Origin of the sequence: Candidatus Williamhamiltonella defendens, from assembly GCF_900699045.1 — a bacterium.
In the GTDB taxonomy this organism is placed as follows: Bacteria; Pseudomonadota; Gammaproteobacteria; order Enterobacterales; family Enterobacteriaceae; genus Hamiltonella; species Hamiltonella defensa_A.
On record NZ_CAADHL010000001.1, the window covers coordinates 536,756 to 560,777 of the forward strand.

General features: G+C 37.4%; 15 protein-coding genes. 12 read left to right on the top strand and 3 right to left on the bottom strand.

The genetic code is table 11. The features are described from left to right. Positions 1-123 precede the first annotated feature (123 nt). From CICURV3402_RS02480 to rfaD, 3 genes are all read right to left on the bottom strand, one after another. Complete coding sequence (locus CICURV3402_RS02480) at positions 124-1,365, bottom strand: MFS transporter (protein WP_158379685.1); 1,242 nt, start codon at positions 1,363-1,365, stop codon at positions 124-126. A gap of 139 nt (positions 1,366-1,504) precedes the next feature. Further along, a complete protein-coding gene (gene pgi / locus CICURV3402_RS02485; RefSeq protein ID WP_158379686.1) occupies positions 1,505-3,151 on the bottom strand; it encodes a glucose-6-phosphate isomerase in 1,647 nt (548 codons plus the stop codon). Positions 3,152-3,181: 30 nt separating this feature from the next. Then, positions 3,182-4,111 (bottom strand): ADP-glyceromanno-heptose 6-epimerase, encoded by a 930-nt coding sequence (gene rfaD / locus CICURV3402_RS02490; protein ID WP_158379687.1) that lies wholly within the window; start codon positions 4,109-4,111, stop codon positions 3,182-3,184. 227 nt (positions 4,112-4,338) lie between these two features. Between rfaD and ybeY the strand changes: the two genes are divergently transcribed. The 12 genes from ybeY to nrdR all read left to right on the top strand — a co-directional run bounded on the left by ybeY (position 4,339) and on the right by nrdR (position 24,015). Next, complete coding sequence (gene ybeY, locus CICURV3402_RS02495; protein WP_158379688.1) at positions 4,339-4,794, top strand: rRNA maturation RNase YbeY; 456 nt, start codon at positions 4,339-4,341, stop codon at positions 4,792-4,794. Between the two features lie 72 nt (positions 4,795-4,866). Beyond that, entirely contained in the window at positions 4,867-5,748 is an 882-nt protein-coding gene (gene corC / locus CICURV3402_RS02500; protein WP_158379689.1) for a CNNM family magnesium/cobalt transport protein CorC, read from the top strand. Positions 5,749-5,832: 84 nt separating this feature from the next. Beyond that, positions 5,833-7,422, top strand: coding sequence for an apolipoprotein N-acyltransferase (lnt, locus tag CICURV3402_RS02505; protein ID WP_158379690.1), 1,590 nt, complete (start codon positions 5,833-5,835; stop codon positions 7,420-7,422). Then, positions 7,419-8,000 (top strand): dCTP deaminase, encoded by a 582-nt coding sequence (gene dcd / locus CICURV3402_RS02510; RefSeq protein ID WP_158379691.1) that lies wholly within the window; start codon positions 7,419-7,421, stop codon positions 7,998-8,000. The genes lnt and dcd overlap by 4 nt, the downstream gene beginning before the upstream one ends. 79 nt (positions 8,001-8,079) lie before the next feature. After that, entirely contained in the window at positions 8,080-9,909 is a 1,830-nt protein-coding gene (asmA, locus tag CICURV3402_RS02515) for an outer membrane assembly protein AsmA (RefSeq protein WP_158379692.1), read from the top strand. A gap of 235 nt (positions 9,910-10,144) precedes the next feature. Then, entirely contained in the window at positions 10,145-11,038 is an 894-nt protein-coding gene (gene galU / locus CICURV3402_RS02520) for a UTP--glucose-1-phosphate uridylyltransferase GalU (RefSeq protein WP_158379693.1), read from the top strand. 58 nt (positions 11,039-11,096) lie between these two features. Continuing rightward, positions 11,097-12,509, top strand: coding sequence for an NADP-dependent phosphogluconate dehydrogenase (gene gndA, locus CICURV3402_RS02525; RefSeq protein WP_158379694.1), 1,413 nt, complete (start codon positions 11,097-11,099; stop codon positions 12,507-12,509). A gap of 851 nt (positions 12,510-13,360) precedes the next feature. Beyond that, on the top strand, positions 13,361-13,522 hold the full coding sequence (locus CICURV3402_RS06495) for a hypothetical protein (protein WP_235667598.1): 162 nt from the start codon (positions 13,361-13,363) through the stop codon (positions 13,520-13,522). A 1,136-nt stretch (positions 13,523-14,658) separates the two neighbouring features. Continuing rightward, positions 14,659-18,006, top strand: a complete 3,348-nt coding sequence (gene recC / locus CICURV3402_RS02535; protein WP_158379695.1) for an exodeoxyribonuclease V subunit gamma — start codon at positions 14,659-14,661, stop codon at positions 18,004-18,006. Then, on the top strand, positions 17,996-21,607 hold the full coding sequence (gene recB, locus CICURV3402_RS02540; protein WP_158379696.1) for an exodeoxyribonuclease V subunit beta: 3,612 nt from the start codon (positions 17,996-17,998) through the stop codon (positions 21,605-21,607). The genes recC and recB overlap by 11 nt, the downstream gene beginning before the upstream one ends. 17 nt (positions 21,608-21,624) lie before the next feature. Then, positions 21,625-23,511: an exodeoxyribonuclease V subunit alpha gene (recD, locus tag CICURV3402_RS02545; RefSeq protein WP_158379814.1), complete on the top strand. Its 1,887-nt coding sequence runs from the start codon at positions 21,625-21,627 to the stop codon at positions 23,509-23,511. Between the two features lie 30 nt (positions 23,512-23,541). Continuing rightward, entirely contained in the window at positions 23,542-24,015 is a 474-nt protein-coding gene (gene nrdR, locus CICURV3402_RS02550) for a transcriptional regulator NrdR (RefSeq protein WP_158379697.1), read from the top strand. Positions 24,016-24,022: the final 7 nt, after the last annotated feature.

The following is a 24,022-nucleotide window of genomic DNA, read 5'->3' on the forward strand; positions in this document are numbered from 1 at the left end:
CTCAAACAAGACAAAAGAAATTAAAAATAAAAGTGTTCTTCGGTCTAGAGTGATTTTTAGTGTTAATGAATTTTCATAAATTAAGCGCTTTTACGCATGACGTTTAGGGATATCATATCGATATTAAATGTTGGAAATATCTTTTTGAGTCTCAACAGGTTTGGTACGAAAGAAAATCCATACTAGCAGAAACCAAGACAATCCACATAGCAAATTAAATACATTAAAAAAACCGCCACCTCCCCGTAGATAAAGAATTTGAGCAAATTCAATTCCTATAGAAAACATCAGCATATTGATCATACCAACCACCGCAGATACCGCCCCTTTGCTGACCTTGCTAGAAAACAAGGTTAAACGCATTAAAGCAGCATTACCTAAACCGAGACCAAAAGCATAAATACTTAAGCCAGTAACCATCCACAAGTAGGCGTAAGAGGAATATAAAGTAAACGCCGCCGCTAAAAGTAAACCCATGATTATTGGCCCTGCGCCTAATTGAATTAATTGTGGTAGTTTTTTTTTAGAGGTTAAACTTGCGAGGGTAATGTTACCGGAAATCAAGGCAGCAAAAATAGGGATTTGCAATAAACCATAATCGAAAATAGACAGTTTTTCTGCCGTAATTAACATCACAGGAGACTGAGCTATCCAGGTAAGTAAAGGCAGGCTTGCAAAGCCTAATCCGAAGGCACCACAGAGAAAACGAGTATTAGAGAACACGTTTTTGTAATCGGCTTTAAACACTGCAAAGGACAATTTTTCTCCCTTTAAAGTCGCGGTTTCTGGCATAGCTCGCCATAAACCAACAAAAGATATCGTACCTAATATAGCAAAAAAGACAAACATCACTTCCCAAGGCGCTACGTGAATTAAAGCCGCTCCTGCCAAAGGGCCAAGTAAAGGCGCAACTAAAGCGACATTCGCCATTAGTGCAATGATTTTGACGCACATACTTTCTTCAAATGCTTCTTGAATAGTAGCATAGCCTACCGCACCGATAAAACACAATCCAATGCCTTGTAAAAACCGCATGACAATAAATTGCTCGATATTGCTTGCCCATAAAATGGCTAAACAGGTGACCACAAAAAATCCGATTCCAAATAACATAACAGGGCGCCTTCCCCAGTGGTCTGATAAAGGGCCTATTAATAATTGAAATAATACAGCGCCTGCCAAATAAGCTGTCATAGAAGTGGGCACCCACTCGACCCCGACTTTAAAATCAGCGACGACCATTAACATTCCAGGTTGGATCATATCGTTGGCAATATAAGTGGCAAATTCGAATAAGACTAACGAGAGCGGAAATAACAAGGATCTTGAACTTAAGGTTGTTTTGATAGCAAATAAATTTTTCATATAGGTAATGGCTCACTTAAATTAAATACGTTAATGAAATAGACTTTTTCAAAAGCGTAATAAGGGTTGTCATTTAAGATGCCAGCTAACGCATAATTCAGTCATAGTCCGCGCAGTGGGTTTGCAAAAGGTGTCACATTTAATGCCATTTTTTAAAACAATTAATTAAAGAATTCGTTGAACCGTCATGGCAAGACACTTTTTCAGGCCCCTCTAGCTCAGATAAAATTCTAGAAGCTAATTTTTTACCCAGCTCTACACCCCATTGATCAAAAGAAAAAATATTTAAAATCACACCCTGCGTAAAAATTTTGTGTTCATATAACGCAATTAAAGCACCTAAACTCAAAGGCGTGATTTGTTTTAATAAAATAGAGTTCGTCGGGCGATTACCAGAAAACGCTTTAAAAGGTGCTAAATATGTCGCTTTTCTTGAACAAACCCCTTCAGCTATTAATTCCTCCTGAACTTCTTGCTCTGTTTTACCGAATGCCAGCGCTTGCGTTTGAGCAAAAAAATTTGCTAATAATTTATAATGATGATCGCCTATTGCATTATGGCTGATGACAGGCGCAATAAAATCACAGGGAATAATCTTTGTGCCCTGATGAATAAGTTGATAAAACGCGTGTTGACCATTGGTACCCGGCTCTCCCCAAAGAATCGACCCTGTTTGATAGTCCACTGGTTTTCCATTACGATCCACCCATTTTCCATTCGATTCCATACTGGCTTGCTGAAGATAGGCAGGAAACCGATGCAAATACTGATCATAGGGTAGAACCGCTTCAGTTTCAGCGCCAAAAAAATGGCTATACCAAATGCCAATTAGCGCTAATATCACAGGAATATTGTGAGTGAAATCCGTTTTCAAAAAATGCTGATCCATCTCATAAGCACCTTCTAGTAGTTTTTCAAAATTATCAAAACCAATAGACAGAGCAATAGGTACGCCAATCGCCGACCAAAGAGAATAGCGCCCTCCTACCCAGTCCCAAAACTCAAAACTATTTTCAGGATCGATACCAAAATCACTCACTTCTTTAAGATTGGTGGACAAGGCCAAAAAATGTCGCGCCACATGGGCTGCATCACCCGCTGTTTTTAAAAACCAAGCACGAGCAGTCTGGGCGTTCGTCATGGTTTCTTGAGTGGTGAAGGTTTTTGAAGCTACGATAAAGAGCGTTCTATCAGGGTTAAGCACTTTTAATGTTTCAACGATATCTGTGCCATCCACATTGGAAACAAAATACATCTTCAAATGATTTTTATAGGGTTTTAATGCTTCTGTAGCCATATAAGGGCCTAAATCTGATCCGCCGATCCCAATATTCACGACATCTGTAATGGTTTGACCGCTATAACCCTTCCAATCACCTTTAATCACTTGATGACAAAACCGCTTCATTTTTTCTAGCACGGCATTAACCAAAGGCATTACATCTTGACCGTCAACCAAAATTGGCTGATTCCCGCGGTTACGCAGAGCGATATGTAGCACTGGTCTTTCTTCCGTTTCATTGATTTTTTCCCCAGCAAACATCGCGCAAATCGCAAGGGCTAAGTCTGTTTCGTGCGCTAAAGCTTGAAGATTTTCAATTGTCTGGGCAGTCAGCCGATTTTTAGAAAAATCCACCCGTATGAGATCGTTAAAAGTGAGAGAAAAGTTTTCAGAACGTTTAGGATCGGCATGAAACAGATGTCGAATATGAAGGGGCGCTATTTCTTTAAAGTGCTGCTTTAAAGCAGCCCAAGCAGATGTCTGAGTAGGATTTATTTTTTTCATCGAGATGCTGATACCTCCCTTAAAAGCAGTTTATTGATGATTTAACCAATAAAGATAATGGGTTACCCCTTCATCAAGGGCTTTAAAAGGTTTGTCGTAACCTATGGTGCGTAATTTTGTGATGTTTGCCTGTGTAAAAGTTTGATAGCAACCTTTTAGGTTTTCTGGAAAATCTACATATTGCACAGGTTTGCTATTATGATAGGCTGATACGGTATCTGCTAAAGTTTGAAATGATGCCGCATGTCCTGTACCGCAATTAAAAATACCAGAAATCTGATTTTGCCAACACCATAGGTTTATCTGTGCGACGTCATCAACAAAAATAAAATCGCGTTTAAATTGTTCACTACCCAAAAATAATTGAGGCGGTTCGCCGGCTTTTATTTGTTTATTTAGATTAAAAACGACACTCGCCATACTGCCTTTATGAGTTTCACGAGGGCCATACACATTAAAATAACGAAGCCCACAGATCGGTGCTCTAGCTTTAAGGCATATTTTTCGCACATATTGATCAAATAAAAATTTAGAATAGCCATAGATATTTAAAGGTTTTTCATATTGAGGCTCTTCTATAAAACAATCTGTTCTTACACCGTAAACCGCCGCGGAAGAGGCATATACAAAAGGAATGCAGGCTTTTAAACAAAAATGCAACAATGTTTTTGAATATTCATAGTTATTTTTCATCATAAATTGGCCATCCCATTCCATCGTAGATGAGCAGGCCCCTAAATGAAAAATAGCCTCAATATTTCCTAAAACCTCTTTTGCCATTACAGAAGCAATAAAATCATCTTTATCTCTGTAATCAGCGATTTTTAAATCAACCAAATTAACAAATTTAGCACCATTTTCGAGATTATCCACAACAAGGATATCCTGATACCCTATTTTATTGAGTGCGTGAACAATATTGCTCCCGATAAACCCTGCACCACCTGTGATAATAATCATGCTATTTTCCCCCTTCGTTTATTTTTCAATATTAACTAGGATCATAACATTTTACTTTTTATTTTATGAAAGATTACAAATGTCTTTATTTTATTGCCTTCCATTGTAACTCATTCATTAATATAATGAATCGAACATATTGTTATGAGGGGCAACACCTTGTTACATTTTAAACTTAATGCCTTAGTTATAGTATCTAATTCTTTGATCCTCTCCTCGAGAAACTTGTGAGCCAGATTATTCTTGATTTACAAATTGCTTGCGTTGACAACCAAGGATTACCTAATGAAAATGATTTTCAGCTTTGGTTATCCTCTACTATTTCTCCTTTTAAAAAAAAGGCCGAAGTTACTATTCGGCTGGTAGATGAAATAGAAAGTAGACAATTAAATTTTCAATATCGCCAGATAGATAAACCGACCAATGTCTTGTCTTTTCCATTTATCTCTCCCGTACAGGTATCACTACCCCTTCTCGGAGACCTTATTGTTTGCCGTCAAATCGTTGAAAAAGAAGCGTTATTGCAAAAAAAAGCGTTATGGGTTCATTGGACTCATATGGTTGTCCATGGTGCGCTTCATCTGCTAGGGTATAATCACATTTTGCATACTGATGCAAAAAAAATGGAATCGATAGAAACTGAAATCATGATGTATTTGGGATATCCAAACCCTTATGATTAAAATATGTTTATAATATCAGCATAAGATTCAATCTTATTTCTTTCATTCAGGAATCAAATTAATTAAAACGCTATGAGCGATGCTAATTTAGAAAACGATGCTAACAACCCTTCGAAAAAAGGATTTTTTACTTCTTTATTGAGTCAACTATTTCATGATGAACCTAAAAATAAAGATGATTTAGTCGAATTAATCAGAGATTCTGAACAAAACGATCTGATTGATCCTGACACACGCAACATGTTGGAAGGCGTGATGGATATTTCTGAACAACGTGTCCGTGACATTATGATCCCCCGTTCTCAAATGGTGACATTAAAGCGTAACCAGACGCTTGATCAATGTCTTGATGTCATCATTGAATCAGCCCATTCTCGTTTTCCTGTTATCAGCGAAGATAAAGATCATATTGAAGGCATATTAATGGCAAAGGATCTCCTTCCATTTATGTTAGAAGACTCTCAGCCTTTTGCTATTGATCTTGTATTACGTAATGCAGTGGTTGTGCCTGAAGGCAAGCCTGTTGATAAAATGCTCAAAGAGTTTCAACTACGCCGCTATCATATCGCCATTGTCATTGATGAATTTGGCTCTATTTCTGGCTTGGTGACCATAGAGGATATTTTAGAGCTGATTGTTGGGAAAATTGAAGATGAATATGATGATACTGAAGATTCTGATATACGCCAGTTAAGTCAGCATACTTACACGTTAAGAGCGTTAACTGAAATAAAAGATTTTAATGCTGTATTTGGTACTCATTTTAATGACGATGAAGTGGACACCATGGGTGGATTGATCATGCAGGCATTTGGTCATCTACCTTCTCGAGGTGAAACTATAATAATAGAAGGCTATTTATTTAAAGTTGTTAAAGCAGATAACAGACGTATTATTCAATTAAATGTTAAAATTTCGGATAATGTTCAAAAACCAAATTTGGCTGCACTTTAACGTGATTTTTAATTTAAAAATCAAGGCGTGATAAAAATCATTCACCTAATTATGGTTAAGCGAGTGTCAGAGAAACCCCATTTTATGTCTCAAGTTCGATCTTTTTTTTTTACGAAATTATTAACATCTTGCTGGGCGAGCGGGTTTTTTGCTTTACTCTTTGGGATCGCTGGCACCTTCTCTTTTTCTCCTTTTCATTTTTGGCCAGCGGCAATTCTCTCTTTGTTTGGCTTACTAAGCTTGACACTCAATTGCTCAATCAAACAGTCGGGACTCATTGGTTTTTGTTGGGGGCTTGGTCTTTTTGGGAGTGGAATTAGTTGGGTTTATGTCAGTATTTTTGAATTTAGCGGTATGTCTGCCACCATCAGCTTGTTTATTGTTTTGTTACTGGTGGCTTATTTGTCTCTTTATGTTCTTTTATTTTCATGCCTACTCGTAGCTTTATGTCCTCAAACCACGTGGTGGCGTTTAACTCTGGCAGCTCCAGTCCTCTGGCACATCACCGAATATCTACGACGATCGGTCTTTACCGGCTTTCCCTGGCTACAATTTGGTTACACTCAAATTCAAGGCCCACTTCAAGGCATTGCTCCGATCTTAGGTGTAGAAGGCATCACTTTCATCCTTATGATCGTCACTGGCTTGTTGATCTATGCTTGGCATGAAAGATTGAAAAGCGCCTTGCTACTTGCGTTGGCTTTCTTATTTCTGCCCTGGCCTTTGCGTTATCTCGATTGGTTTACACCAGAGCCTAAAAAAGCAGTCCAGATTGCTTTAGTACAAGGAAATATTGATCAATCCATTAAAATGGACATCAATTCAATCAACGATATTTTACAAATATATAAAAATGAAACCTTACCTGACATCGATAAAGCGTCCATTATTATTTGGCCTGAATCTGCCATTCCCGACATCGAAAAAAATCAAAAAAAATTCTTAAAAGAAATGGATAAGTTATTTAGAGAGCATGATTCCAGTTTGATTACGGGTATATTGGGGGAAAAAAAATCTTCGGCTGCTCCTATTCATGATCTCCTTTTTAATAAAGTGATTGTTATTGGACAGAAAAACCCCTATGCATATCCAGCAATGAACAGCTATGAAAAACATCATCTCGTTCCCTTTGGGGAATCTATTCCATTCGAAAATATGTTGAATCGCTTGACTCCTTTTTTTAATCGACCGATGTCTTCTTTTAGTTCAGGTCGCTATGAGCAAGCGCCTTTAAACGTCAAAGGACTCAATGTTATTACTGCAATTTGTTATGAAATTATCTTAGGACAACAAATAAGAGATAATTTTAAACCAAATACTGATTTTTTATTAACAATTTCGAATGATGCTTGGTTTGGTCACTCGATTGGACCTTGGCAACACTTTCAGATGGCCAGAATGAGGGCATTAGAATTGGGTCGTCCTCTGCTGCGTGTCACTAACACGGGTGTTACCGCCCTTATTGGGCCCAGGGGTGATATATTGGCACAGTTACCTCAATTTACTCGTCAAGTGTTGAGTGCAACACTAATACCCACGTATGGAATCACCCCTTATGCCCGTTTTGGAATTTGGCCGTTATGTAGCGTGACCATGATTATGGGGGGTATCGCATTGTATTGCAGTTTACATACGAGTTTTTGGCTCAATCAAAAAGGAAAACGCGAACATTGAGACTTTGTGATCGTGATATAGAACGTTGGTTAAATGAAAAAAAATTATCGATTACACCTCTTCCTCCCGCAAAACATATCAACGGGGCAACCGTTGATATACGTCTAGGGCACGAATTTCGGGTGTTTGTGGGACACAAGGCACCTTTCATCGATCTCAGTGCCCCAAAAGAGGAGATTAATCATGCACTAGATCAAATCATGAGCGACAAAATTGTTCTCAAAGAAAAGGAATGTTTTTTTCTACATCCAGGGGAGCTGGCTCTTGCTGTTACTCTAGAATCCGTTACCATACCGGACGATTTAGTAGGCTGGCTAGATGGTCGTTCTTCTTTAGCCCGTCTGGGTTTGATGGTTCATGTCACCGCTCATCGGATTGATCCAGGATGGCGTGGGCAAATTGTGTTGGAATTTTATAATTCAGGAAAATTACCACTGGGGCTTCGCCCGGGGATGCTCATTGGAGCTCTGAGTTTTGAACTGCTTTCTGGTCAAGCAAAACGACCTTATCATCAACGTCAAAACGCAAAATATCACAACCAAAAAGGCGCAGTAGCCAGTCGGATTGACAAAGATTGACGAAACTTAAAGCAAGAAAATAGAGTACAAAACATTTATATTTTCAATAACGCTTTTTTATCGACATTAAGAGAATTTTATGAAAAAACTAATGACGGTATTTATTATTGTTTTGGTACTCCTGGCAAGCGGAATGACAGCATTAGTCGTATTATTGAATCCAAATGATTTTCGTAGTTATCTGGCTCAGCAAATTGAAAAAAGAAGTGGATATCAACTGGCACTCGAAGGGGATCTTAGATGGCATGTTTGGCCTCAATTGAGCGTGATAGCAGGTCAAATGTCACTGACTGTACCAGGCGCAAAAAAATCGATTATCAGCGCACAAAATATGCGTTTAGATGTGGAAATTTGGCCACTTTTATCTCATCAATTAAAAGTAAAACAGGTCAGCTTGAAAGGAGCCAAAATCAACTTAATCCCTGAGAGTCAACCTAAAACACCTAAAAATTTGCCTACGGTCTCAAAGGAAGAGGTTAATTCTGATCACGCTTCTGCCTCTCACTGGAAGCTGGGCATTGATAAAGTTCAATTGATGGACAGTCTACTGATTTGGCAAAAAGAGGATGAAGCTCAAATTAATGTACGAAACCTGAACCTTAACTTGGTACAAAATAACACTAAACAAATAAAAATATCGCTTTTAAGCCAGATCAATAGAGATCAACGAGACTTAACCGTTTCTTTAAAAGCCGCAGTTAATCTGCATCAATATCCTCAAAAATGGGATGTTGATATCCAGAAATTAAGTTATCAGTTACAAGGGGCAGATCTTCCTTTCAATGGCATAAAAGGAACCATAACTTTACAAGCACAGTATGATAAGCCGTCCGAAAAATTAACATTCAATCAGCTAAATTTGAGTGCAAATAACAACCGCTTTATCGGAAATGTAGAAGTAATTTTATCTTCAATGCCCACTTATCTGATTCGTCTTAGAGCCATAAATATTAATTTAGATGAAATCTTAGGCTGGACGCCTTTTAAAAAAGACAACAAAAACAATCAAAATACGCCTGATGTTACAGTGCCTTCCCCCGTCATTGCTACAACTACAAATAATAATAAGGGTTTATCACAAAATTTACAGCTATTACGTGATTTTAATACCAATTTTTTATTAAACATAGATCAAATCTCCTATCAAGGAATAAAAGTAAAAAACATCAAATTAGCCTTAAAAAATCATCAAGGTCGATTATCATTAAACCCATTATCAGGTGAACTATTTGAAGGAAATTTTTTGCTGAATGCAACAGCAGATCTGACTAAGAAAAAAATGCAGATAACTCTCAATCCCACTGTAAAAAATATTAATTTACAATCTTTATTACAGGGATTGTCTTTATCACCTATAATATCGGGTAAAACTTCTTTAAAAGGAATATTTTCTGGTCATTGCTTAAATCTACAAACCTTTATTACCCAATGTAAAGGAGATGCAAAAATCATCATGCAGCCTGTTCAATTCAATGGGGTGAATATACATCAATTAATTGAACAAACGGTCGCTAAAAACATACATGTTGCCGATGTCGAAAAAATTTATAAGCCTTACACCGAATTTCAAAAATTAGAAAGTGATCTCAAATTAAACGAAGGCAAATTAGAAATAAACCATTTGAAAGCGTATTCTCATTTCGTTTCTATTAATGGTAAAGGAAGATTTAATTTGCCTAAACAACAATCTAACATCAATTTGAATGTACGGTTATTACAAGGTTTCCAAGGACAAGCAGACTGGATAAAAACGTTACAGGACATTGATGTGCCCTTACACATTTATGGCCCGTGGGCTCACTTACAATACCGAATAGCTGTCCAATCTTTATTGGATAAAAATCTGAAAGGACAATTTCAGAAAAAATTAAACCATTGGTTTAAAAAACGGTTGAATGAAAGCAGATAAAAATAATACCTTCTGTAAAAATTACTGCGGGCAGAAACTTTTGCGTTGTCAGCGCCTTGATAACTAGGGATGCTCATCATCCTCATTTCATTCTACTGGCCATTCCGTGGCTGAATTTTGTACATCTTGAATCCGCTGCCCTCGCTATCGTTTTGCAAAAGATGTCATCTCAATAAGCCCTAAATAAAAAATACGTTAAGATCATTTCATTTTCTTTGAATCACAAGGTTGTAATATGCCTCAAAAATTAAAAGCGATTATCCCTGTTGCAGGATTAGGGACCCGCATGCTACCTGCGACCAAGGCGATTCCTAAAGAAATGTTACCTATGGTGGATAAGCCTCTTATTCAATATATTGTGAATGAATCTGTATTAGCAGGGGTCAAAGAAATTGTGCTGGTTACCCATTCATCAAAAAATGCGATAGAAAATCATTTTGATACTTCTTTTGAACTCGAAGCAGTTTTAGAGGCTCGAGTAAAACGGCAATTATTACAAGAAGTACAAAATATCTGCCCATCCGATGTCACCATCATGCACATACGACAGGGACAGGCTAAAGGACTAGGACATGCCATACTCTGTTCTCGACCCATCATAGGGGACGCCCCTTTTGTCATCCTACTACCAGATGTACTCTTGGAGACACCTTCTGTGGATTGCTTAAAAGAAAATCTCACCTGTATGATTGAACGCTTTTCAGAGACAGCGCGCAGTCAAATTATGGTCGCACCTATTCCTCTAGAAGATGTTTGTAAATACGGTATAGCTGATTGTGGGAACGTCCTTGTTTTTCCAGGTCAGGCAGCTTTGATAAAAGCGATGGTAGAAAAACCTTCACTAAAAGACACCCCCTCCCATTTGGCCGTGGTAGGCCGTTATGTTTTATCCTCAGACATTTGGCCTCTACTGGAAAAAACCTCTCCCGGGACGGGGGGAGAAATTCAACTTACCGATGCTATCGATATGTTAATAGAAACACAACCTGTGGAAGCTTTTCATATGACTGGGAAATGGCATGACTGCGGCGACAAACTAGGTTATATGAAAGCTTTTGTAGAGTACGCTCTGCGTCATGAAACAGAAGGCGCCGCATTTTTAAATTGGTTAAAAAATCAAAATTTTTAAAACAGTCACTCTTCTTCTTTTGATTTAATAAAAAACACTTTTTTACATAGGAATTCATATGCGCAAGCAACAGATAGGTGTCATAGGTATGGCCGTCATGGGCCGTAACATAGCACTTAATATTGAAAACCAAGGTTATTCTGTCTCCATCTTTAATCGTTCTCATAAAAAAACAGACCAAGTTATCGAAGAAAATCCAGAAAAAAATCTGTTCCCTTGTTACAGTTTAAAAGAGTTTGCGGAATCACTGGTAACACCTCGCCGGATCCTAATGATGGTCCAATCAGGATCTGCAACAGACGACACCATTCGCGCACTAACGCTATATTTAAATCCAGGAGATACTTTAATTGATGGAGGAAACAGTCACTATCAGGACACCATTCGAAGAAGTAAAGAATTAATAAACAAAGGCTTTTATTTCATGGGTGTTGGCATCTCAGGAGGTGAAAAAGGCGCATTAAAAGGCCCCTCGATTATGCCAGGGGGGCAAAAAGAAGCTTATGAATTAATAGCTCCTATGTTCAAAAAAATCGCCGCAAAAGCCGAAGGAGAACCTTGCGTCAAGTACATTGGACCAAATGGTGCAGGTCACTATGTAAAAATGGTGCATAACGGCATAGAATACGGGGATATGCAACTAATTTCTGAAGCTTATTCTTTGTTAAAGCAGGGCTTAAACCTAAAAAATTCTGAGCTATCAGATGTTTTTAAACAATGGAATAAAGGTGAACTTAGTAGTTATCTTATTGAAATAACAGCAGATATTTTTTGCAAAAAAGATAAGCATGGTCATGATCTCATTGACTGCATCCTAGATGAGGCCGCCAACAAAGGTACAGGCAAATGGACCAGTCAAAGTGCTTTAGATCTCGGCATTCCTTTGAGTCTCATAACAGAAGCCGTATTTTCCCGTTATTTATCTTCTTTAAAAACACAAAGAATCGCGGCGGCTACAGTACTAACAGGGCCAAAAATTCAGCCATTTCAGGGACAAAAAACAGAATTTATTGAAAAAATACGATCTGCTCTGTATTTAGGAAAAATTGTTTCTTATGCGCAGGGATTTCAACAATTACAAACAGCCGCTGAAAAAAATAACTGGAATTTAAATTATGGCGACATTGCGAGTATTTTTCGTGCTGGCTGCATTATTCGCGCGCGATTGTTACAAAAAATAACAGAAGCGTATCATCAAAAACCAAATATTTCCAATCTGTTACTTGCAGAATATTTCAAAAAAATTGCGGATCATTATCAGCAGGCATTGCGTGATATCATCTCTTATGCGGTACAAAATGGTATTCCCGTTCCCGCTTTTTCTGCGGCTATCACTTACTACGACAGTTATCGCTCGGCACTATTACCGACTAATTTAATTCAGGCTCAAAGAGATTATTTTGGGGCACACACTTATAAACGTAATGACAGTGGTCAAGCCGTCTTTCATACAAATTGGATAACTGATTAACTCAAAAACCATCAGCTGATGGAATAAGCATTTGATATAAAATACAAAGTAGATCACATCTTGTGGTTATGAATGAAAATACAGAAAATTTCTGTGCACTAGATCTAAAATTTGCTGATCCACGCTAGAAATCAAATCCCATGGTAATATGCTGGCTTTATGAAACATGTTTTATAAAAAAGCAAAACATCATCAGCTTGACTGAACTCTTATGTGCGATTTTTTTAATTTCAATCATAACACATTGAAGTGTACGAAGTTAGTACAGCCACCAGCAAAAGAATGCTTACTGATCACGGCTCATTCGTTGCTTATTTTTTAAATTAACTTCAGGTAAATGCCTATTGGTATAATAGAACTGATTTTTATAAGTTTATTATTATGCTAGCACTTAGTGTATTGACACTGGAAACATAGAATTAAATGCGTGTGAAAAATCAATAAATTCGATTTATAAGCCCAATTACAAGGATATGTCTTTGTCTCCTTTCCCACTCAAACACATGACTTTTTATAGAAGACGTAATACCGCACAAGCAGGCGATTTTACTCTGACAAATGCAGAGGGTGCATTCGAGTCATTATTTCAAAACAGAGCAGAATAAGACTATGTAGTCAAAATAAAAAATAGCGGATCTTCCATTATGTCGTTAAGAAGAAAAGTGGTGCCATGAAATGAAAAACAAATAAATACAAAAGGGGTTACCCTGTTCGAACTGATGCTGTCGCTCAGCTTTGGAAGCTTCATTACACTAAGCAGTGAAAAAATTATCCACACTTCAGATATCAAACAAAATTTTTACAATAATTTTGTTGCCTTAATCAAGCAATGATGGCACTCATGTTTTCGATTGAAACAGATCTCAGAAGAGCAGGGTTTTGTAATGGCAAATGCCTATGGATTATCCTGCGTATTACTTAATATCCTAGTGAATAGAAAACTAGAAGAAGAACAGCATCATGAGTCTGAATATTTTGGTTATCGTTTACGTAAGGGTGTTTTAGAAATCTAAAGAGGGCAATTATATTTTTTGTGTCATGGTTAGGAAAAATATCTGATCCGCAAAAAATAAAAATAACGCATTTTAATATTACTCAGCTTCCCAAATCGAGATTAGGTACATTATTTAAAACAGATTTCTTTGCCAAGAATCACACAAAGAAACCGCCCGCCCATTCAGAGTTAGATTAACAATAAAAATTTATGAAACGGCCTTATCAAAAAGGAACTAGCACCTTAATATATGTGATCATTATTTTCACCATGGGCCTATTATTATTGACGGCTTTACAAAGAGCATTAGAAGTTGCTTTCAACATCAGCGGCTAAGAGCGCTTTTATTTAAAAGCATACAATCAGGCGGCCTCATTGCTTAGTTAGGGAGTAATAAAACAGGGATGTTAAGATCATTTTCACAGAGAACATATAGACGCCATCAAGGGTGGCATTGTGAAAAAGAACAAATCAATTAATTAAAATCCTGCATTAAGCCAATGTTAGAGATCGGTATTTTTTAATACAAGGGGAAAATATATTATGGAACAGAACATAAAAAATTATCCTTTATGAAAGTGCTAAAACACACGAAATACCTAACACCACAGAGTAAAAATTAGTCCCTATCACAGGAGGATTGCTCAATTTTTTCCCTGTAACAAACGAAAAAATTTTGTCTAGATTAAGCTGATCAAAAACTGCAGATAACAATCATTAAAAAGAGAGAATGAAAATAATAAAAAATTATTATTTAATTTAGTAACTTCTCAAAAAGGTTTTAGTGTGTTTGAGGCATTGATTACAGCTCTGCTGTTTTCTATCTCTACACTTGGATGATTAAAATATCAATAAAAATTACTACAAGAATTTCAACGTAAATGGCAAATGAAACAAGCAAGTGCGCTTATTCAAAAAAACATCGTAATTTTTTCAGAAACTCACCACCCTATTTTCAAAATTAACAAACCCAACATCAGGTTGGAAATTTAAAAAAATTTAAAGAAGAGTTGATGCAAATGGCATTAACTTTCATGTTGAAGCAACATAGCCACAGAATCAAAAATTTTCTTTAAATCGCTGCTTTTGTGAAGTATATGAAAAATTCAATCCTTTACCTGAAGAGCAAATAAAAATGTTCTCAATGGAGAAAAAATGTTTATCACTTATCATTCCAATCAAATGGATTTATTAAAAACATTAACAAGCACATTGATAGAACAAGAACCTCTAAAAAATCTTTTTCAAAAAGAAATCATATTGGTACAAAGCCCAGGGATGGCTCAGTGGTTACAAATTCAACTCGCGCAATCTTTAGGCATTTCAGCAAATATTCAATTTCCTCTGCCTGCGACCTTTATTTGGGATATGTTCACCAAAGTTCTAAAAAACATTCCAAAAGAAAGCCCTTTTAACAAAGATGCCATGACATGGAAACTGATGTGTTTACTGCCTGAGTTATTACAAAATCCTATATTTGCATCCATAAAACATTATTTACAAAACGACGAAGATAAACAAAAAATTCATCAATTGGCGATACGGATTGCCGATCTGTTTGATCAATATTTGGTTTATCGCTCAGAATGGTTAGACGGGTGGGAAAACGGCAAAAAAATTGATAACCTCGATAAAAACCAAGATTGGCAGGCCGCTTTATGGGTCTCATTAATCCGCTATTCTCGACAACTTAAACAACCAGAATGGCATCGTGCTCGTTTATATCAAAGATTTATCCAAGCCCTAAATAAAAATAATGTTGACTCTGATCTTTTACCAAAAAGGGTATTTATTTTCGGTATCTCTACCTTACCCCCCATTTACTTAAAAGGTTTAGAAGCATTAAGTAGACACATTGATATTCATTGCATGTTTCAAAACCCTTGTCGTTATTTTTGGGGCGATATTCAAAACTATGATATTCTGGCTAAATTAAACATCAAAAATACCAGTAGTGATTTACGCAATATTGAGGAAGAACAAATCAACCCCTTACTGGCATCTTGGGGGCGACTAGGAAGAGACCATCTCTATTTATTATCTCAAATAGAAGGACTCCAAGAAATTCACGCTTTTGTTGACATTGAGCCAGATAACTTACTTCATGCGCTACAACATGACATGTTAGAATTCAAAAATGAGGCGACCCGTCACTTTTCTAAATCAAACTTTCATCACAACAAAAAACGTTTACTGGATATCAACGATCGCTCTATCAGTGTTCATTCTTGTCACAGTCAACAAAGAGAAGTGGAAATCTTACAGGATCAACTGTTGAATTTATTTTCTCAGGATCCTACTTTGACTCCCCGAGATGTCATAGTGATGGTCTCAGACATCGATAATTATGCGCCCTATATACAAGCCGTATTTAGCAATGCTTCTTTAGAACGATATCTACCTTTTTCTATTTCAGACAGAAAAATGACACAGGTGCATTCTGTCTTACAAACTTTTATAAAATTGCTTGATCTACCACAAAGTCGATTCAATACTGAACAAGTATTTGGATTATTAGAAATTGCTGCGCTATCTCAAAAATTTGAGATCCAAGAAAAAGAGTTATCCCTATTACGTAAATGGGTAGAAGGATCTGGTATACGTTGGGGGCTGGATAATGAAAACGTACAGGACCTCTTTTTGCCAATCACAGGTCAACATACTTGGCAATTTGGTTTACAACGTATGTTCTTAGGTTATGCCATGGACAGCCAAGCAGGCAATTGGGAAGGGGTATTACCCTACGATGAATCCACCGGGTTGGCGGCAGAATTAATAGGGAAGTTGGCTCAACTTTTAATGATGCTACGCATATGGCGCAAAAAATTAAAAACCTCACGCTTATTATCAGAATGGCTTCCTCTCTGTAGAGATTTATTTTACGCATTTTTTGAATCTAATGCTGAAACAGAATCCATCTTCATTCTGATAGATCAACAGTGGCAAAACATTATTCAGTACGGGCTCTCATCTCAGTACGACAATATAGTGCCTGTAAGCTTAATACGGCATGACTTATTGATTCGTTTCGAAAATCAACGGATCAGCCAGCGTTTTTTAGCGGGCCCCATCAATTTTTGCACTCTGATGCCGATGCGTTCGATTCCTTTTAAAGTCGTCTGTTTACTAGGAATGAATGAAGGGATTTATCCAAGAATATTGCCTCCTCTGAGTTTCGATATGATGGCAAAAAAAAGACAAAAAGGAGATCGTAGCCGTAGAGATGACGATCGATATCTTTTTCTGGAAGCATTATTGTCAGCTCAAAAATATCTGTATATCAGCTACATTGGGCGTTCTATGCAAGATAATAGTCAACGTTACCCTTCGGTATTAGTCAGTGAATTGCTTGAATATATTGGAAACAGTTATATTTTACCTGGAGATGAGAATTGCAACTCTGACGAAAGTATGCAACAGGTAATTCAACACCTTATTTTTTATCATACACGAATGCCTTTTTCTGCCAAAAATTTTTTTCAAGGAAAAGAACAACAGAGTTATGCAGTCGAATGGCTTGAGGCTGCAAAAAAACACTCCCGAAAACAAAAACAGCCTGAAGATGATTTTATTAAACCCCTAGTCTTAGAGCCTTTCTCAGAAATCACTCTCGATGAATTAATCAATTTTTACCGACATCCCATCAAAGCCTTCTTTCAACTACGCCTAGGCGTACAGTTTAGGATAGAGCAAACAGAGTTATCAAATGAAGAACCTTTTATCCTTGATCCTTTAGCACGTTATCAAGTTAATACAGAGATTTTAAATGCGTTAATAGCAAATAAAAATATTGATCAGCTGTATACAAGAATGCAAGCGTCGGGGCGTTTACCTTTTGGTCATTTTGGTGAAATTTATTGGCAACAGCAAAAAAACGAAATGGGGTTGATAGCGAAAAAAATTCAGAGAGAAACCGAGCAGACAGAATTTTATCGCTTAGAAGTCAATACAACTTTGGGTGAGAGAACCTTGTCTGGCTGGATAGCATATGCTCAAACAGATGGATTAATACGTTGGCGTCCTCGTACATTGACCATAGTTGATGGCTTATTACTCTGGATTGAACATTTAGCTTACTGTTTATCAGGAGGTAAAGGTGAAAGCCGTATTTATGGAAAAAAAGAGTCCGTTTGGCGATTTTCTGCTTTATCAAAATCCGAAGCAGGGCAACATCTCAGCCTATTCATTGAGGGATATCAAAAAGGAATGATTCAACCTCTACTATTAGTAAATCACAGTGGATGGGCATGGTTAATAAAATGTTACGATTTTAAAAATCGGCATATTTTATGGGATGAAAAAACGCAAGCAAAAGCAAAAGATCATTTATTAACCGTATTTCAAGGTAATCCTAAAACAGGGGTCAGAGGAGAAGGAGACGACCCTTACATACAACGTCTCTTCAGATCAATCAATGACACTCATGTAGACCGTATTTTACAGGAAGCAAAAAACTATTTATTGCCAATAGCATATCATAACATCATTAAAAATGGGGTTTAAAATGAAAAAAATTCAATCACTTGACCCGATGATTTTACCACTTTTTGGGGAACGTTTGATTGAAGCTTCTGCAGGCACGGGAAAAACCTTCACTATTGGCATACTCTATTTGCGCTTACTGCTGGGTTTAGGCGGTCATAATGCTTACATACGTCGTTTAACAGTCGAGGAGATTTTGGTAGTCACATTTACCCAGTCGGCAACAGAAGAACTCAGGGACAGAATTCGCTCTGAGATCTATAACTTAAGAATGGCTTGTCTTAATGCAGGGACTCAAAATGCTTTTTACCAAAAATTATTAGCAGAGATCACAGATCTTAATGCGGCGGCCTCAATACTATTGTTTGCAGAACGCAATATGGATCAAGCTGCTATTTATACAATTCATGCATTTTGCCAAAAAACTTTACTGAACAATGCATTTGAATCTGGTGTTCTTTTTAAACAAACATTGATTCAAAATGAAGACAAGCTTATTCGCCAAACTTGCGCTGATTTTTGGCGGCGCTCCTGTTATTTATTATCATTTGAAGAAGCGGTAGCAATCAGCCAAGAATGGGCTACCCCTCAAGCATTACTTAAAGACATTTCCCCTTACTTAGAAGGAGAAGCACCAAAATTACGTAACGCGCCTTCTAAAGACGAAAGCATTCAAAGTCGTCATCAAAAAATCATAAAACAAATCACCGAACTTAAGCTCGAATGGCAAAGTACAGTTCCAAATTTAAAAATATTAATCGACAAATCAGGGGTAGATAAACGCACTTATAACAGCAGATATCTCCCGATTTGGTTAAAAAAAATTACTCAATGGGCCTATGAAGAAAGTAGGTCCTATTTTTTACCAAATGAGTTAAACAGGTTTCGTCAATCTATTCTTTTTAAAAAAACTCAAAAAGGACATCCTCCTCAACATCCTCTTTTTTCGTTCATTGACTTTATTTTTTTTCAAGACCTGACATTACGAGATGTCCTGCTTACAAAAGCGATTAAAGAAATTCGCCTTTCTCTTGAAAAAGAAAAACGAAGGCGAGGAGAATTAAGCTTTGATGACTTACTCAAAAATCTGGATACAGCACTCAAACAAAAAGGAGGAAACTTACTATCAGAAAACATTAGAAAACAATATCCTATTGTAATCATTGATGAATTTCAGGACACCGACCCTCAACAATATCGTATTTTTCACTCTATCTATGCTAAAAAAAAGGATTGTGGCTTATTACTGATAGGCGATCCCAAACAAGCTATTTACGCTTTTCGTGGCGCCGATATTTTCACTTATATTCGTGCACGCTCTCAAATAGCGTATCAGTACACATTAGAAACCAACTGGCGTTCTTCTCTGGGGATCGTCAAAGCAGTCAACCGACTTTTTACTCAAATTGAGACCCCTTTTTTATTTTCACAGATCCCTTTTGTTGAAGCAACTGCTTCAGATAAAAACAGAACGTACCAATTAAAAATAGATAAAAAAATACAACCTGCATTACATTTTTGGTTACAGCAAGGAGAAGGGATCACTGTTAATCAATACAAAAAATGTATGGCTAATCAATGCGCGATTGAAATACGAGATTGGTTAACAGCAGGCCAAGAAGAGCGAGCACAGCTGATAAGTAATCAGGGGGTACGCTCAGTGAAAGCACCTGATATTGCCGTTTTAGTTAGAACCCGCACTGAAGCGGCTTTAGTAAAAAAAGCGTTAAACAGGTTGTCTATTCCTTCGGTTTATATGTCTAACAGAGATAGTGTCTTCGATACGCTAGAAGCAAAAGATCTACTATGGATTTTGCAGGCGGTGTTAGCACCTGAAATCGAAAAATTTTTACGGTGTGCTATGGCAACTAGTTTGGTAGGGTTGAATACAAATGCCTTACAGGCCCTACAGTCGGATGGGCAAGCATGGGATGCTTTGGTCGATGAATTTCATGATTATCGTGAACATTGGCAAAAAAAAGGGGTCTTACCCATGCTGAGAAAACTAATTTTTCAGCGTCGGTTAGCAGAAACCCTATTGAAAACCCAAGAAGGTGAGCGTCGTTTAACCGATTTACTACATCTCAGTGAACTACTACAGAAAATTTCAGAGGAACTAAAAAGTGAACAGGCATTAGTCAGGTGGTTTGCTCAAAAGATCACAGAATTCAATGCTGAATCAGAAGATCAGAAACTGAGGCTAGAAACAGATTGTGATTTAGTTCAAATTGTGACTGTTCATCAAGCTAAGGGATTACAATATTCATTGGTTTGGCTCCCCTTTATAGCTTATTTTCAACATCAACCACATGATGAACACGCACAAAAAGAAGTTTTTTATCATGAACCTGAACACTGTATGGCGGTTTTAGACTTTAAAGCTACTCCTGAAAACAGGGCTTTAGCTGCAAAAGAAAGACTCTCAGAAGACCTACGTTTACTGTATGTTGCATTAACACGTTCTGTTTATCATTGCTCTATCGGTATTGCCCCTTTCATTAAAGGGGGAAGAAAAAAACAACGAGAAAGTGACATACATATGAGTGCTTTGGGATATCTGATTCAAAAAGGCATGGCGGGAGATGCTCAATACTTATCTAAAAAATTAAAGGAACTAGAAGGCGAACATATTGCTGTTTCATTGGCAAATCCCTCCGATTTTAGCCTTTGGCAACCAACAAAAGAACAATTACCAGAATTAACGGCTAAGCACTTTACAAGAAAAATGCAAGATCATTGGCAGGTCACCAGTTATTCGAAATTACAAGACTCTTCGAGCTTAACCCATTCAACGGTTAAACAACTCAAAACTGATCATATTTTAATGCGAGAATTGTTACCTTCTTTAGACACTGAAGTCATCACAGACGTCATGAACGACCCATTTTTTTTATCAGAAAACAGCTTAAGCCCTCATACCTTCCCACGTGGCGTGATACCTGGAACATTTCTTCATGATCTATTAGAACAATTAGATTTTAGTCAATCAATTGAGATCGAATGGTTAAAAATGCAATTACTTCAAAAAGGATTTGATGAAAAATGGCTATCAATGTTGCATGATTGGTTAACAGAGATCCTAGATACCCCGCTCAATGAAAAAAGAAATCTGAGTTTATCAAAATTAACAGAAACAAATAAACAAGTTGAATTGCAATTTCATTTGCCTATCGATGCAATATTAGAATCCTCCAAGCTAGATGTGTTGATTAAAAAACACGATCCTCTTTCAGCACTGTGCTCAACATTATCTTTTCCAAAGGTGCAAGGAATATTAACGGGGTTTATTGATTTGGTTTTCTTCTGGCAAGATAAATTTTATCTTTTGGATTACAAATCTAACTGGTTAGGAACAAGCGCTAAAGCGTATCATCGTCAGTCTATAGAACAGTCGATGGCCGAACATAGATATGATTTACAGTATCAATTATATACGTTAGCTTTACATCGTTATCTACGCCATCGGATGCCGAATTATCAGTATGAACGCCATTTTGGTGGTATTATCTATTTATTTTTACGTGGGGTTAATAGCCAAACTTTGGGACAAGGGATTTTTCATTGTTGCCCATCATTTCAGCTTATTGAAGGACTGGATCAGCTTTTTAAAGGGGAAACATGATGGGCGACAGAATGTCCATGATGGGCTTATTAAATCAAGCCTTAGATAAAAAATTATTGCGTTTTCTTGATGTGCAATTTGCACAAATCATTGCTGCTCATCATTCACCTTTATTGCAACTTGCTTGTGCGATATTGAGCTCAGATGCCGGTGCAGGACATGTTTGTTTACCCTTAGCTCGCTTATCCCCTGAATATTTTTTTGATGGCCGTCACCCTGAATTGGCTAAAGATGTATGGCAAGCCGCCGGAAACCCAAATAAAAATGCATGGTTGAACGCATTTCAATCCTCCTCTCTCGTCGGTATAGGCACTTCACCAACCCCTTTGATCTTGGAAAAAGAACGGCTTTATTTGCAAAGAATGTGGAAAAATGAAGGTCAAGTGATTCAATTTATTTCAGATTATTCTTTAGAAAAAATGACATACCATAAAAAAGATGAATATCGTCTCAAGCAGATCCTTGATAAACTATTCACTTCGCATGAATCTGATATTAACTTTCAAAAAGTGGCGGCTGCGGTGGCGATTACCAGTAAAGTCGCTATTATTTCAGGAGGACCGGGGACAGGAAAAACCACCACAGTAGCGAAATTACTCACCGCCTTGATACGGCTGTCAGGAGAACGGACTTTACGTATTGAACTTGCTGCGCCTACAGGAAAAGCCGCCGTACGTTTAACACAATCACTAGGAAACGCTTATCGTGCATTATCACTGAGCGAGAGAGAATCGCGGCGATTACCAGAAAAAGCTTGTACTTTGCACCGTTTACTGGGGGATTACTCTAAAGGACATCAATCTCGTTATCATAAAAATAATCCATTAGATCTGGATGTTTTAGTCGTGGATGAAGCTTCTATGGTGGACTTGCCGATGTTGGCCCGCTTAATTGATGCTTTACCTAACTTAGCCCAAGTCATCTTCCTTGGTGACAGGGATCAACTGGCTTCAGTAGAAGCGGGATCTGTATTAGGAGAAATTGGACACTTTTTATCTCTTGGTTACAGCACATCACGAGCGGAAGAATTAAATAGGCTGACAGGATATGATTTAAAAGGGCATCCAATAGAACATTTTCCAAATCTGTGTGTTGCTCATGTCTGTGATCACCTTTGTTTACTCAATAAAAATTATCGTTTTGATAAAAAATCAGGGATCGGTGAACTGGCGAAAGCCGTTAACTCAGGTGAGCATCATAAAGCGTACGCTATTTTAAGCGATGTCAATAAAAAATATGTTGATATCATACAACATGCACTGAGTGATGCTAAAGATTACCAAAAATTACTGAAAGACTGCGTTTCGGCTTATCAGCCCTATCTTGAACTGATTCAATATGGAAAAGATCCTGAAACCATATTACATGCTTTCAATCGTTACCAACTGTTATGTGCACTGCGCACGGGTTTATTTGGTCTAGAGGGTTTAAATGCACAGATTGAAAAAACTTTATGTCATAGTGGTTTATTAAGCCTATCCCAAAAATCTTTCAATAATTTATGGTATTCCGGGCGACCTATCATGATAGAGTGCAATGATAGTTCCTTAGGATTATCTAATGGTGATCTCGGCATGACTCTTTATAATCACTCAGGGGTCTTAAAAGTGTATTTTCAATTTTCAGATGGCTACATAAAATCCGTGCAACCAAATCGTTTACCCGCGCACAGTACGGCATACGCGATGACCGTTCATAAATCACAAGGATCTGAATTTGAACACACTGCATTGGTGTTGCCTGATCATTTTACCCCTATCGTCACCCGAGAACTGTTCTATACAGCTATCACTCGAGCTCGTCAAAAATTCACGTTATATTCCACTGATAAAGTATTGAATTATGCAATTCTCAATCCTACGCAAAGACGAAGTGGTTTAGTTGCACGATTAAAAGCTTTTTAAAAATCGAAGGAAGTTCTACTAAGGAGTTTTATGTATTGTCCTTTTTGTAATACCGTTGATACAAAAGTAATAGATTCTCGTTTGGTGTCTGAAGGGTCTAAAATTAAACGTCGACGCCAGTGTGCCATTTGTCATGAGCGCTTTACCACCTTTGAGCACGCAGAGTTGGTGATGCCACGTGTTATAAAAAACAATAATCTCCTAGAGCCCTTTAACGAACAAAAATTACGCAGCGGGATGAGAAAAGCGCTGGGAAAGCGCCCTGTCAGTACAGATGCCCTTGAAACAGCTATTCATCAAATCAAATCTCAGCTTCTTTCAACCGGAGAACCTGAAATTCTCAGCAAAATGCTCGGGCAATTTGTGATGGAAGCCTTAAAAAAATTAGATAAAATTGCCTATATTCGTTTTGCTTCTGTTTATCGCAGTTTTGAAGATATCCGTGAATTTGGCGAAGAAATTGCTAAGCTTCAAGACAATCCCTCCCTCCATCGAAAGGATTAAAGAAGGG